A 13,024-nucleotide genomic window follows, 5' to 3' on the forward strand; every position below is an offset into this window, starting at 1 on the left:
AAGCTCTTGGTCATAACGCATTTCAACGTACCCCGAAATCGGGAAGTCTTTGCGGAAAGGATAGCCAACAAAACCATAATCAGTAAGAATTCTGCGCAGATCTGGATGACCATTGAACATTATGCCGAAAAGATCAAACGCTTCGCGCTCGAACCAGTTAGCACTGGGCCAGATATCGCAAACAGAGTCGACCATCGGAAAAGCGTCGTCCTCTGCGAAAACACGAAGTCTGAGACGATAGTTGTTACTAACTGAGAGCAAATGAGAGGCGACTGCAAAACGCGCCCCCCCGTCACGCCCTGCAAAGCCGGAATAATCAAGCCCTGTCAGATCAACAAGTTGCTCGAAACGAAGTTCGGAATCGTCGCGCAACACAGTGGCAACTGAGGAGTAATCCTTCGCCGAGACAACTATGGTCAACTCGCCACAAGAAGTCAGCGTTTGAAGTATTTTCTCACCGAATTTGCTAGCCAGCACTTGGCCTAGACGTTCAAGTTTTTCACTCATGATAGTCAGCGGGCGATAGTGCATTCACGTTTGATCTTGTTTTGCAATTGGACTATGCCATACAAGAGTGCTTCCGCAGTCGGAGGACAGCCGGGAACATACACATCAACAGGAACAATCCTGTCACAGCCCCGTACAACAGAATACGAATAGTGATAATAACCACCACCGTTTGCACAAGACCCCATCGATATCACCCAGCGAGGCTCGGACATTTGATCGTAGACCTTGCGTAGAGCGGGGGCCATCTTGTTACACAGGGTACCGGCCACGATCATCAAATCAGATTGGCGGGGACTTGGACGGAACACGACGCCGAATCGATCGAGATCGTAACGGGAACAGCCCGCATGAATCATTTCGACAGCACAGCAGGCCAGCCCAAACGTCATTGGCCAGAGAGACCCCGTGCGCGTCCAATTGATTACCGTATCAAGCGAAGTAGTTACAAACCCTTCCTTGAAAACACCTTCGATGCTCATAAACACCCTTTAGCCAACAATTTGTGCGTCCAGGAAATACCTAAGATCACTCCCAGTCGAGAGCGCCTTTTTTCCAAACGTAGACGTAGCCAAGCAGGAGAATGCCCAAAAAGACAATCATCTCGAAAAACCCGAAGAGACGAATAGACTCGTTAGCAGCAATTTCTCTCAAGATTGTCGCCCAAGGAAACAGAAACGCAATCTCGAGATCGAACAAAATGAAGAGAATGGCGAGAAGATAGTAGCGAACATCAAACTTGATGCGTGCATCTTCGAAGGGTTCAAAGCCACACTCGAATGGTGACAGCTTTTCGACGTCAGGCTTGTTTGGACCTAAAACCCGGCCTGCAATGATGGGAATAAAACCGAAAACAGCAGCAAACAGGATAAATACTAGAACTGGAAAATAGGATTCCAACATAGCTTGAGCTCCCGTAACCGAACAGCAGTCATTAGCGCTGCCTGCAAGCAAACGCCCGCAATATGCGGGCGGCCTGCTTATTTTATGGTGCCGACGATGAGACTCGAACTCATACGGCTTTCGCCACTACCCCCTCAAGATAGCGTGTCTACCAATTTCACCACGTCGGCTTTTTCATTTGACGCTTAGCATTATAAGACAATCACCCACCAGCGCCAAGAGAGACTTGAATTTATCGCGGAATGTCCTTGGCCTTGGACCCATCGGCAGCAGGAGCCGCGGAACCCTCTGCCGGATCGACTGCCGGCGCCGAAACAGCAGCTCCATCCATCACACTCTTCGTCACATTATCCTTAGAGCCCGCGAGGTAGCTCAAACCAAGGCTAGTCACAAAAAATACCGCCGCAAGCCCCCCAGTTGCTCGACTCATAAAGTTTGCCGAACCGGAAGACCCAAACAGACTGCCCGACGCCCCGCTCCCAAACGCGGCCCCCATATCCGCACCTTTTCCGTGCTGCATGAGCACCAAGCCAATCACACCAAGCCCTGCGAGCACATGCACCGTCAACACAACCGAAAACACAATACTTCCCATCACCGCCTCCAAAAATCCGATTCAGATTGCGGCAGCAGCCGCACAAATTAAGGAAAAACTCTCCGCCACCAAGGAAGCACCACCTACGAGCGCCCCATCGATATCAGGCTTGACAAACAACAATGGGGCATTGGCAGCTGTCACGCTTCCCCCATACAAAATCTTAACCTTCTGCGCGGCCACGCCGCTACGCTCGAGATGAGCGCGAATAAAAGCGTGCATCACCTCAGCCTGATCCGGCGTCGCAGTCCTACCGGTACCAATGGCCCAGACCGGCTCATACGCAACAACGACATCACTGGCCAGCGCAGCCCCAACGACGGCGAGAACACCATCCAGCTGAGCCTGCACAACAGCCTCAGCCTCCCCGGCCTCGCGCTGCGCGAGGGTTTCGCCAACGCAGAGTATAGGCTTCAGGCCCAACTCCAGAGCCAACGCAACCTTTGTGGCGACGACATGATCTGTCTCGCCAAAGACACTTCTGCGCTCCGAGTGACCAACAATCACCAAAGAACAACCCAAATCCAGCAGCATCGAGCCGCTTACGTCCCCGGTGTACGCCCCGTCCTTGAAGGAGCTGAGGTTTTGTGCTCCCACCGAGACAGCGCTTCCGGCCAGGATCTCCTTCGCTTGGGAGACGTATGGAAACGGAGGGCACACGACGACCTCAACCCTCTCGGAGCTGCCCATTAGCCGCAACTCTGCAAGCAGGGACGCGTTGCGTTCCAGGCAGCCGTTCATCTTCCAGTTTCCGATTACCAGCTTTTTACGCACCTTGAGCACCGAAGCCAAATTTTTCCATTTTATCGCCGCGTGGCACCCAGGTCAAAAAAAAGGGCTGGCAAGCGCCAGCCCTCCTCTGCAGTCCGGGGTTACGACCTCAGCCGAAACGTCCGGTGATGTAGTCTTCAGTCTCTTTTCGTTTGGGCTTGATGAAGATCTCGTCGGTTAAACCAAACTCGACAAGCTCCCCAAGATACATGTATGCCGTGTAATCCGACACCCGAGCAGCCTGCTGCATGTTGTGTGTGACGATCGCGATCGTGTATTCACTCTTGAGCTCATGAACGAGTTCTTCGACCTTGGCAGTCGAAATCGGATCGAGCGCCGAAGTTGGCTCATCCAGCAGCAGCACCTCCGGCTTGACCGCAACGCCCCGAGCGATGCACAACCGCTGTTGCTGTCCGCCGGACAGCGACAGACCGCTCTGGTTCAACTTTCCCTTGACCTCATCCCACAAGGCGGCTTTGCGCAAGGCCCATTCAACGCGATTGTCCATGTCGGCTCGGGAGAGGTTTTCGTAAAGTCGCACACCGAAAGCAATGTTTTCGTAGATTGACATCGGAAACGGTGTCGGCTTCTGGAAAACCATGCCGACCTTCGCACGCAGCGCGTTCACATCCTGGTCAGGGCTGAGGACATTCTTTCCATTCAGGAGGATTTCGCCGGTTGCACGCTGCCCTGGGTAGAGGTCGTACATCCGGTTCAACGTGCGCAGAAGCGTTGACTTGCCACAGCCAGACGGTCCAATGAACGCCGTAACCATGCCCTCTTGAATGTCTAGATCGATGTGCTTGAGTCCTTGGAAAGAGCCATAGAAGAAGTCAAGATTCCTAATCTTGATCTTTGGCTCCGCTCCATGGGCGACGGCCGTCGTTGCCTCCTCGCGCAAATGCGAAAAGGACATTTCACGCTTTGTCGATACAGATGATTGCATCATGGGTTTCCTAGATCTTTTTGCGGAACATGGTACGAACGACGATGTTCAAGCATAGAACGCCGAAAGTGATAAGGATTGCGCCGCCCCAGGCGAGTGAGTTCCAGTTCTCGTAAGGGCTCATGGCAAACTGGAAAATCACAACCGGGAGGTTGGCCATCGGGCCATTCAGGTCATAACTTGTAAATTGGTTGTTCAGAGCAGTGAAAAGCAGCGGCGCCGTCTCTCCGCTCACCCGCGCGATTGCAAGGAGAATTCCCGTCAGCACGCCAGCCCTGGCCGACCGCAGGACCACGTGCAAGACAACTTTCCAGCGTGGGGCTCCAAGTGCGGAAGCGGCTTCACGCAGGCTGCCTGGCACGAGGTTGAGCATATTCTCGGTCGTCCGCACGACGACCGGAATGGCGATCAACGCGAGCGCCAGCGAGCCTGCCCAGCCTGAAAAGTGCTGCACCTGTGCAACATAGACCGCGTAGATGAAAACACCAATAACGATCGATGGCGCAGACAAAAGAATATCGTTGATGAACCGCGTCGTCGGTGCCAACCACCCCTTGCGCCCAAACTCCGACAAGTAAACACCTGCCAGGATCCCGATCGGGGTTGCAATGAACGTCGAAACGCCAACCATCATCAAGCTGCCAAGAATTGCGTTGAAGAGGCCGCCATCGGATCCGGGTGCCGGTGTGGACTGCGTGAACAAAGACAGGCTCAATGCACCGAACCCCTTGTACAGCAGCACAATCATGATCCACGCAAGAAAGCTCATGCCGATCAGCATCGCCAACAATGAGCACATCAGCGCGATACGGTTGGTCCGCACCCGCTTGCGGTAGAGAGCTGTTGTGTCACTCATCAGGTTTTCTCCCCTTCACTGCGGCCCAGACGCATCAGCAGAATCTTGGACAGCGCCAGCACGACGAAGGTCACAAAAAACAGGATCAGGCCCAGAGCGATCAACGAAGACACATGCAGATCAGACGCGGCCTCGGCGAACTCGTTGGCCAGCGTTGAAGCGATGCTGTTGCCTGCTTCGTAAAGTGACGGACTGATTCGGTGTGCGTTGCCGATGACAAAGGTCACCGCCATCGTTTCTCCAAGGGCACGCCCAAGGCCCAACATGACGCCACCGATCACACCAACACGGGTGTAGGGCAACACGATGTTCCAGACGACTTCCCAGGTCGTCGCGCCAAGCCCATAGGCGGACTCCTTGAGGATGCCCGGCACCACTTCGAAAACATCCCGCATCACCGATGCGATGAACGGGATCACCATGACGGACAGGATCAGGCCGGCAGAAAGAATGCCGATCCCGTTCTGCGGGCCTTGAAACAGCGTTCCAATAAAAGGCAAGTTGCCGAGAGTCATCGACAGAACGGGCTGGACGTAGTCGGCAAAGAGCGGGGCAAACACAAAGAGGCCCCACATCCCGTAGATGATGCTGGGCACGGCCGCCAAAAGCTCAACAGCGATGCCCAGAGGCCCCCGCAGGACAGGAGGGCAAAGTTCAGTCAGAAAAATCGCGATCCCGAAACTGACGGGTATGGCTACAACCAGAGCGATGACTGAAGTACTCAGCGTGCCATAGACGGAAATCAGTCCGCCAAATTTGTCCGCCACCGGATTCCAGTCGGCGCTAAAGGGAAAGCCGGCACCGAACTCCAGCAATGCCGGCCAGGCGCCGTACAACAGGGAAGCAATGATGGCAGCAAGAATCGCCAAGACAGAGAATGCAAAAAAACGAGTGACCTGGTGGAACAGCGCATCCTGTAATCGCTGAACCCGCATTCGATCACGCGGCGGTTCCGGCAACATGGAGCCAGAGTCGGCATTCGCAAGACCGAGTGCGCCCCTACCGGGCACAGCGCCTGATCCGAGTGCAGTACTTTGGGATGACATTACGGCTCACCGTTTGATTAAACCAAATAAAAAACTACGGATGGATGTGCGACCTGTGTCTGCCGCCCACCCACCCGTGCTGGAGAAGAATCGATTTACTTCAGGATCGGCTGACCCGAGGCATCCTTGAGGGAGGCACGCCAGGCAGTGTCGATCTGCTTAACCAGAGCAGGCGGCAGCGGAACGTAGTCGAGATCCTGGGCGATTTTCTGGCCGTTCTTGAACGCCCAGTCGAAGAACTTCAGCACTTCGGCCCCCTTGGCCGGATCGGCCTGAACCTTGTGCATCAGCACAAAACTGGCACCGGTAATAGGCCAGCTGGTCTTGCCCGGCTGCTCGGTAAGAATTTCCCCAAAACCAGGAACCTTGCTCCACTCGGCATAAGCAGCGGCCGCCTGGAAGGTCAAGTCGTCAGGCTGAACGTACTCACCGGCCTTGTTCTTCAGGGCCAGGTGACTCATCTTGTTCTTCTTGGCGTAGGCGTACTCAACGTAGCCAATACCACCCTTGATACGCTGCACGTAGGATGCAACACCTTCGTTGCCCTTGCCGCCCACGCCTTCCGGCCACTGCACAGCAGTGCCCGCGCCGACCTTGTCTTTCCACTCAACACTGACCTTCGACAGATAGTTGGTGAACAAGAAGGTGGTACCCGAGCCGTCAGCACGGCGCACGACCGTGATGTTCTCGTCCGGCAGCTTCACGCCAGAGTTCAGGGCGACGATGGCCGGATCATTCCACTTTTTGATCTTGCCCATGTAGATGTCGGCCAGCACACCACCATCAAGGCGCATTTGGCCAGGCGCAACGCCCTCAAGGTTCACAACGGGCACAACGCCACCGATCACCGCCGGGAACTGCACCAGACCATCTTTCTCGAGGTCTTCCGCCTTCAGCGGCATGTCGGAAGCACCGAAATCAACCGTCCGAGCCTTGATCTGCTTGATACCGCCACCGGAGCCGATGGACTGGTAATTGAGACCGGCACCGGTCTTGGCTTTGTACACCTCGGCCCACTTGGAGTAGATCGGGTACGGGAAGGTCGCCCCGGCACCGGTAATATCAGCCGCTTGAGCGACAGCGGCGCCACTCAGAGCAACAGCGAACGAACAGGCGCGAATGAAACCTTGCATGAATTTCTCCATTTCAGAGTGGCCCGCGGAAAATCCGGCGGATAGCCCACAAAAAAAAACCGGCGACAGGCTGTTCGAAACAGCACTGTACCGGCTTGAATTCTACGATTGGAAAATTTCAGATTTGTTACATATCGCACCGCAGCAAAACTAAACTGCAGCGGCCCTGACAACCTCAGCAAGACCATGGGCAATGCGATCCACCATAACCGCGTCGCTTCCTTCGACCATGACCCGCAGCAGTGGCTCAGTTCCAGAGGGCCTCAGCAGCACCCGCCCCTTGTCTGCGAGTTCGCGCGTCGCGGCCTCGACGGCCTCGGAAATCGCAGCGTTGCCCGACCACGCAAAGCCGGGCTTGATCGGAACATTGACCAGCTTTTGTGGGTAAAAGACCAAGTCTGCGCACATCTCGTCAAGTGTGGTGTTTTGTTTGCGCAAAGCAGCCAGCACCTGCAGACCGGCGATGATCCCGTCACCTGTCGTGTGACGATCAAGGCAGATGATGTGGCCAGAGTTTTCACCACCCAGCTTCCAGCCCTTCTCATGCATGAGTTCAAGCACGTAACGATCACCAACCTTCGCCCGTGCAAACGGCAGACCGAGACGCGCGACCGCGTGCTCGAAGCCCAGGTTACTCATCAGGGTTCCCACGACGCCGTTCGCGTCCCCTTCCGCCTTGGCTGCCTTGGCAATGACGTAGAGAAGCTTGTCGCCATCGTAAATCTCGCCCTTGGCGTCCACCATGACGATGCGATCGCCATCGCCATCCAGGGCGATGCCAAGATCCGCACCGCTTTTCAGCACGGCATCGCGAATGCTCTGCGGAGACGTGGCTCCAACCTTATCGTTGATGTTGGTTCCATTGGGTTCGGCGCCAACCAGAACAAGTTCAGCCCCAAGCTCGTGAAACACCTTGGGTGCAACCATGTAGGCCGCACCATTGGCGCAATCAAGGGCGATTTTCATGCCACGCAGATCGAGCTCGTTAGGAAAAGTGTTCTTGCAGAACTCGACATAACGCCCGCGGGCATCGTCAATTCGTTGCGCCTTGCCAAGCCGGGAAGAAGGCTCGCAGCCCATGGGCTCATCTAGCCGGGCCTCGATTTCCAGCTCCACAGAATCAGGTAACTTGGTTCCGGCAGCAGAGAAAAACTTGATCCCGTTATCTTGAAAGGGGTTGTGCGACGCAGAAATTACGACCCCAACCTGCAGCCGCAGCGCACGGGTAAGGTAAGCAATGGCCGGCGTAGGCAAGGGTCCCGCAAGGTATACGTCGACGCCTGCCGCTGAAAACCCTGCCTCCAGAGCCGACTCGAGCATATAGCCAGAAATCCGCGTGTCCTTGCCGATGATCACGGCCGGACGTTCGCCAGGACGCAGATGGTCATCGGCAATCAAGGTCTTGCCTGCAGCATAACCAAGACGCAGACAGAAATCGGGCGTGATGGGCGCCTCACCGACACAACCACGCACACCATCCGTTCCAAAATAACGTCTAGACATTTTCCCCTCGCACTAAGACTCGTTTCATTAATTCAGCATTTTGCCGCAACCTACTCGGCAGGATCGGCCTCAAGCGCTGCCCACAAGCGCAAAACGTCACGAGTGACTCCAACGTCATGGGTGCGAATGATATCTGCACCACGCTGGACGGCCAAAAGCGCAGCGGCAGCACCAGCGACAACCCGCTCGCTCACGTCCCGACCAGTGATCGCCCCAAGCATCGTCTTTCTCGACATCCCCACCAGCACGGGATAGCCCGCAGCACCTAATGCATCCAGCTGCCTTAGCAAGGCCAGATTGTGCTCAAGCGTCTTTCCGAATCCGAAACCGGGATCGATCAGGATGCGATCAGGTGACACCCCAAAGGCAAGCAGGGTCTTCACCCTTTCGTCGAGAAAGGCCATCACCTCGGCAAGCACCTCACCATACTGCGGCGCACGCTGCATCGTAGCGGGCTCACCCTTCATATGCATGACGCACAGAGCTGCAGAGCTGGCACCAACGGCCTCCAGAGCGCCGGGCAGGCGAAAGGACGCTATGTCATTCATCAGATCTGCGCCAGCACGCAGCGACTCACGCATCACAACCGGCTTTACGGTATCGACCGACAACGGGACGCCAAAGCCGGACAGTGCCTCGACAAGAGGAATCACCCGATCGAGCTCCTGCTGTTCCGACACAGGAATTGCGCCCGGACGTGAAGACTCTCCGCCGATATCAAGGAGATCGGCCCCCTCCTCCACCGCTCGCTCCGCAGAGCGCAGCGCAGCTTCGAGACTGGGGCAACCATCACCGGAAAAGGAATCACTCGTCACGTTGATGATCGCCATGATCTTTGGCCGTGAAAGATCAAGACGGAAACGACCACATCGAAGAATTCGGGACATATGGAAAGCTCAAACGAAAGAGGGCCGGCTCAAAAGCCGGCCCCTTGAATAATCAACTCAATGAATCAAGCGGCGGGAGCAGTCGCTGTCGGCGCCGCGCCTGGGGAGTCATCACTCGGACGACGTGGCGGCTGGGACGAGGGCTTGGGAGCGCGAGGAGGCTTTCCGGCCATGATGTCATTGATCTGATCAGCATCAATGGTCTCCAGTTCCAGAAGAGCTGCAGTCATTGCCTCGACCTTGTCGCGACTCTCCTCGATCAGGCGACGAGCCAGAGCGTATTGCTGATCAAGAATGCGGCGAATCTCTGCATCCACCTTCTGCAGCGTTGCTTCCGACATATTCTTGTGAGTCGTAACAGATCGCCCGAGGAAAACTTCGCCTTCCTCCTCGCCGTAGACCATAGGCCCAAGATTGTCGGACATGCCCCACTGGGTCACCATCCGGCGGGCCAGATCGGTGGCACGCTGAAAATCGTTCGAAGCACCGGTAGTCATCTGGTTCATGAAAATCTCTTCGGCGATCCGGCCACCGAAAAGCACCGCGATAGTCTGAAGCAAACGCTCCCTGTCCTGGCTGTAGCGATCCTGCTCAGGAAGCTGCATCGTGACGCCCAAAGCTCGCCCGCGCGGAATGATCGTGACCTTGTGGACCGGATCGGTTTTGGTCAAGCATTTGGCGACAACCGCGTGACCCGACTCGTGGTACGCGGTGTTACGACGCTCTTCCTCAGGCATGACCATGGAGCGACGCTCCGCGCCCATCATGATCTTGTCCTTCGCGCGCTCAAAGTCATCCATATCCACAAGACGCTTGTTACCCCGAGCTGCGAACAGGGCCGCTTCATTCACAAGGTTGGCGAGATCGGCGCCAGCAAATCCAGGGCAGCCACGCGCCAGAATCATTGCATCAACGTCAGGTGCGATGGGCACCTTGCGCATGTGAACGCGCAGGATCTGCTCACGCCCACGAATGTCGGGCAGGGGAACGACTACCTGGCGGTCGAAACGGCCCGGACGCAGCAGGGCCGGATCAAGCACATCGGGCCGGTTGGTCGCTGCGATTACGATGACACCGGACACGCCTTCAAACCCATCCATCTCGACAAGCAACTGGTTAAGGGTTTGCTCACGCTCGTCATTGCCTCCGCCGAGACCTGCGCCACGCTGCCGGCCAACTGCATCGATTTCATCGATAAAAATAATGCACGGAGCCTGCTTCTTGGCCTGTTCGAACATGTCCCGTACGCGGGCAGCGCCAACGCCGACAAACATTTCCACGAAATCGGAACCCGAAATCGAGAAGAACGGCACTTTTGCCTCGCCTGCAATAGCCTTGGCGAGCAGCGTTTTGCCGGTACCGGGCGAGCCAACCATCAGCACACCCTTGGGAATATGCCCGCCAAGCTTCTGGAACTTGGTCGGATCACGCAGGAACTCTACGAGTTCGCCAACCTCATCCTTGGCCTCATCACAGCCGGCCACGTCTGCAAAGGTCACCGTGTTTGCCGAATCGTCGAGCATCTTGGCTTTGGACTTGCCAAAGGAAAATGCACCGCCGCGCCCGCCACCCTGCATCTGGCGCATGAAGAAGACCCACACGCCAATCAAGAGAACCATCGGAAACCACGACACGAATATGTTCATCAGGAAGGACTGCTCCTCCTCTGGCTTCGCCGCCGTGACTTTCACGCCATAGCGCATCAGGTCACCGACCATCCAGATGTCCTGCACGCCGGGGGTATAGACCGTGATCTGCCGGCCATCCTGAGTCGAAGCACGCACTGTCCGCCCATCAACGACCGCCTTGGCGATCTTGCCTTGCTTCGCGTCCTCCATGAACTGCGAGTACTCGACCGAATTCTGGGCGGCCTGGCGGTTGTTGAACTGGTTGAATACAGTCATCAGCACAACGCCGATCACCAACCAGATCGCAAGATTCTTGAATAAATTGTTCAACGCGATTCCTTGAAGGCCCGACAGGGGCCATAGCATAGTGGACCGATTCTAAGTCCGATCGTTCGGCGGATCAAATCATCCTCACGATAGTAAATATTAATGACAAGATTGCTCCGCGAAGTCGTTGCCACCAATCGACGGTTGGGGAGCTTGCGGCAAGGTTTTGTCATGCCCTCGAGCGCCGGAATTCCGGGTGACACTGTGCGTGGTCCCGGCTTCGAGCACTAGCGAAAAATTGAAACGGCAGAAGATCCTGAAGAAGCACAGAATGCGCTGCCGCCGCCGGAAGGCAAAACACGCAAAGCAGCAGCCGAACGACATGGATTGACTTTTAAGTCCGTGATCACTTCACGTCGCCGACGGGTTGAGCACTGCCTGGACGGCCTGCCGGATCATGTGTGCGGGGGAGCCCCAAGTTATCCGCCTGCGACATCAAGTGCCCGGTCAGGTGGTCACGCGAGAAACACTGTCGTAGCCAGCACGACTGGCTCGCCGCGAACAGGCCGGCGCCAAGTCCGTGCATGTGAACACGCGAGCATTGACAATCAAGGGGGCTGCTTTTGTCTGAAAGCCCGCAGGCCACATCATCATTCCACGCTGAAATGGCTGCGCGGCCAGGCGTCCTACCCTTTACATCCTGCCGTCCCGAACGGAACCAGATCAAAAATCTCTGGCGCCCGATCGACCATCCTCCGGATGGCCACTCAACACCGTGCCTCGACACGCTCGACGCCCGTGTCGGCACCGGCCTCAAGAATATTTTTTGATGGAGCAAACTTTTCAGGCCTGCCCCAGATACGCAACATCAGATGCGCTTGCCTGATCCGAGCAAGTAAACTTCGGAACTTCGTCCCCGCGACGCCTGGGGCTTGCGCACAACGACAGTTTTAAAACTCGCCTCCACCTCCTTGCGGAATTCCTCGAAGCCCTGCCCCTGGAAGACCTTGACGAGAAAACGCCCGCCTTGAGCCAGATGACGCTGCGCAAAATCCAGCGCCAGTTCCGCCAGATGGATGGACCGGGCCTGATCAACACTCGGGATACCCGAGATATTGGGCGCGATGTCCGACAATACAAGGTCGGCGCTTTGAGAACCAAGCTGCGCCTCGAAAAGCACGACAAAGGCTTCGTCGTGAAAATCGCCCTGCATGAACTCCACGCCACGTATCGGCTCCATCGGCAAGAGATCGAGCGCGAAAACCCTGCCTTTCTCGCCGACGCGGGTCGCCGCAATCTGACTCCACGAGCCCGGTGCGGCTCCGAGGTCGACGACAACCATGCCTGGACGGAGGAGTTTGTCCTTATCGTCGATCTCGGTCAGCTTGTAGGCGGCCCTGGCACGCAGCCCTTCAGCCTTGGCGCGTTGAACGAAAGGATCGTTCACGTGCTCTGTCATCCATGATTTACTGGTCTTGGTGCGCTTCATCGCGGTACAATACTGCCCTTCTTTCAATGGGTTGCAAAATGACTGAACTCAGTCCCGCCCAGCGGCGAGCGTTTCGCGCACAAGCCCACCACCTTAATCCCGTCGTCAGCGTAGCCAGCAACGGCCTGACTCCAGCGGTACTCAAGGAAATCGACCACGCCCTTCAGGCTCATGAGCTCATCAAGATCAGGGTCTATGGGGAAGATCGTGCCCAGCGAGATTCGATCCTGGCAACAGTCTGCACCGAACTCGGTGCCGCCTCGGTTCAACACATCGGCAAGACACTGGTAGTGTGGCGGGAGAAGCGCGAGGAAGAATCATCTTCCGCGATTCCTGCAGAGAAACGCCGGAAATCGCCAGCCAAAGCCAAATCCGCAAAAGTCCTTTCGGCCAATCGCGGCATGTCATCTCTTTCAAGCAAAGCCCCGAAGAAGCCCCACTGGTTTGCTGCTGCTCCTGGCAAGTCCCGCGGCGGCGCTCAGCGCTGAGCCCT

15 protein-coding genes and 1 tRNA gene are annotated in these 13,024 nt (G+C 56.3%); 2 read left to right on the plus strand and 14 right to left on the minus strand.

Annotated features, from left to right (window positions below):
* From Q1W26_RS09930 to pstS, 10 genes are all read right to left on the minus strand, one after another.
* Positions 1-507: NADH-quinone oxidoreductase subunit C (locus Q1W26_RS09930; RefSeq protein WP_300439240.1), on the minus strand; the 507-nt coding region annotated here is incomplete at its 3' end.
* Positions 508-512: 5 nt separating this feature from the next.
* Positions 513-989 carry an NADH-quinone oxidoreductase subunit B gene (locus tag Q1W26_RS09935; RefSeq protein WP_169145099.1) on the minus strand — a complete coding sequence of 159 codons (477 nt, stop codon included), beginning with the start codon at positions 987-989 and terminating at the stop codon, positions 513-515.
* A 46-nt stretch (positions 990-1,035) separates the two neighbouring features.
* Entirely contained in the window at positions 1,036-1,410 is a 375-nt protein-coding gene (ndhC, locus tag Q1W26_RS09940) for an NADH-quinone oxidoreductase subunit A (protein WP_300439242.1), read from the minus strand.
* 85 nt (positions 1,411-1,495) lie between these two features.
* A tRNA-Leu gene (locus Q1W26_RS09945) sits at positions 1,496-1,580 on the minus strand.
* A gap of 62 nt (positions 1,581-1,642) precedes the next feature.
* A complete protein-coding gene (gene secG / locus Q1W26_RS09950) occupies positions 1,643-2,005 on the minus strand; it encodes a preprotein translocase subunit SecG (RefSeq protein ID WP_300439245.1) in 363 nt (120 codons plus the stop codon).
* Positions 2,006-2,026: 21 nt separating this feature from the next.
* On the minus strand, positions 2,027-2,788 hold the full coding sequence (tpiA, locus tag Q1W26_RS09955; RefSeq protein ID WP_366143662.1) for a triose-phosphate isomerase: 762 nt from the start codon (positions 2,786-2,788) through the stop codon (positions 2,027-2,029).
* Between the two features lie 97 nt (positions 2,789-2,885).
* Positions 2,886-3,692, minus strand: coding sequence for a phosphate ABC transporter ATP-binding protein PstB (gene pstB / locus Q1W26_RS09960; protein WP_300439370.1), 807 nt, complete (start codon positions 3,690-3,692; stop codon positions 2,886-2,888).
* Between the two features lie 40 nt (positions 3,693-3,732).
* Positions 3,733-4,578, minus strand: a complete 846-nt coding sequence (pstA, locus tag Q1W26_RS09965; protein ID WP_300439251.1) for a phosphate ABC transporter permease PstA — start codon at positions 4,576-4,578, stop codon at positions 3,733-3,735.
* Positions 4,578-5,540: a phosphate ABC transporter permease subunit PstC gene (gene pstC / locus Q1W26_RS09970; RefSeq protein ID WP_300439254.1), complete on the minus strand. Its 963-nt coding sequence runs from the start codon at positions 5,538-5,540 to the stop codon at positions 4,578-4,580. Before pstC ends, pstA begins: the two co-directional genes overlap by 1 nt.
* Positions 5,541-5,719: 179 nt before the next feature.
* The gene (pstS, locus tag Q1W26_RS09975; protein ID WP_300439258.1) at positions 5,720-6,757 is read right to left on the minus strand and encodes a phosphate ABC transporter substrate-binding protein PstS; all 1,038 of its coding nucleotides are present in this window, start codon (positions 6,755-6,757) and stop codon (positions 5,720-5,722) included.
* On the opposite strand from pstS, the gene Q1W26_RS09980 reads away from it, so the two are divergent.
* The gene (locus tag Q1W26_RS09980; protein ID WP_300439261.1) at positions 6,756-6,911 is read left to right on the plus strand and encodes a hypothetical protein; all 156 of its coding nucleotides are present in this window, start codon (positions 6,756-6,758) and stop codon (positions 6,909-6,911) included. The two genes, pstS and Q1W26_RS09980, sit on opposite strands and share 2 nt — an antisense overlap.
* On the opposite strand, the gene glmM is transcribed toward Q1W26_RS09980, so the two are convergent.
* From glmM to rlmE, 4 genes are all read right to left on the minus strand, one after another.
* Positions 6,908-8,260 (minus strand): phosphoglucosamine mutase, encoded by a 1,353-nt coding sequence (gene glmM, locus Q1W26_RS09985; protein ID WP_300439264.1) that lies wholly within the window; start codon positions 8,258-8,260, stop codon positions 6,908-6,910. The two genes, Q1W26_RS09980 and glmM, sit on opposite strands and share 4 nt — an antisense overlap.
* Before the next feature lie 50 nt (positions 8,261-8,310).
* A complete protein-coding gene (gene folP, locus Q1W26_RS09990) occupies positions 8,311-9,090 on the minus strand; it encodes a dihydropteroate synthase (RefSeq protein ID WP_300439267.1) in 780 nt (259 codons plus the stop codon).
* Between the two features lie 122 nt (positions 9,091-9,212).
* A complete protein-coding gene (gene ftsH / locus Q1W26_RS09995; protein ID WP_300439270.1) occupies positions 9,213-11,105 on the minus strand; it encodes an ATP-dependent zinc metalloprotease FtsH in 1,893 nt (630 codons plus the stop codon).
* Positions 11,106-11,910: 805 nt separating this feature from the next.
* Positions 11,911-12,531: a 23S rRNA (uridine(2552)-2'-O)-methyltransferase RlmE gene (gene rlmE, locus Q1W26_RS10000; protein ID WP_300439273.1), complete on the minus strand. Its 621-nt coding sequence runs from the start codon at positions 12,529-12,531 to the stop codon at positions 11,911-11,913.
* A 38-nt stretch (positions 12,532-12,569) separates the two neighbouring features.
* Here rlmE and yhbY point away from each other — a divergent pair, with 38 nt between their 5' ends.
* Positions 12,570-13,019 carry a ribosome assembly RNA-binding protein YhbY gene (yhbY, locus tag Q1W26_RS10005; protein WP_300439276.1) on the plus strand — a complete coding sequence of 150 codons (450 nt, stop codon included), beginning with the start codon at positions 12,570-12,572 and terminating at the stop codon, positions 13,017-13,019.
* Positions 13,020-13,024 lie beyond the last annotated feature (5 nt).

This window comes from Zoogloea sp. (assembly GCF_030157465.1).
GTDB lineage: Bacteria > Pseudomonadota > Gammaproteobacteria > Burkholderiales > Rhodocyclaceae > Zoogloea.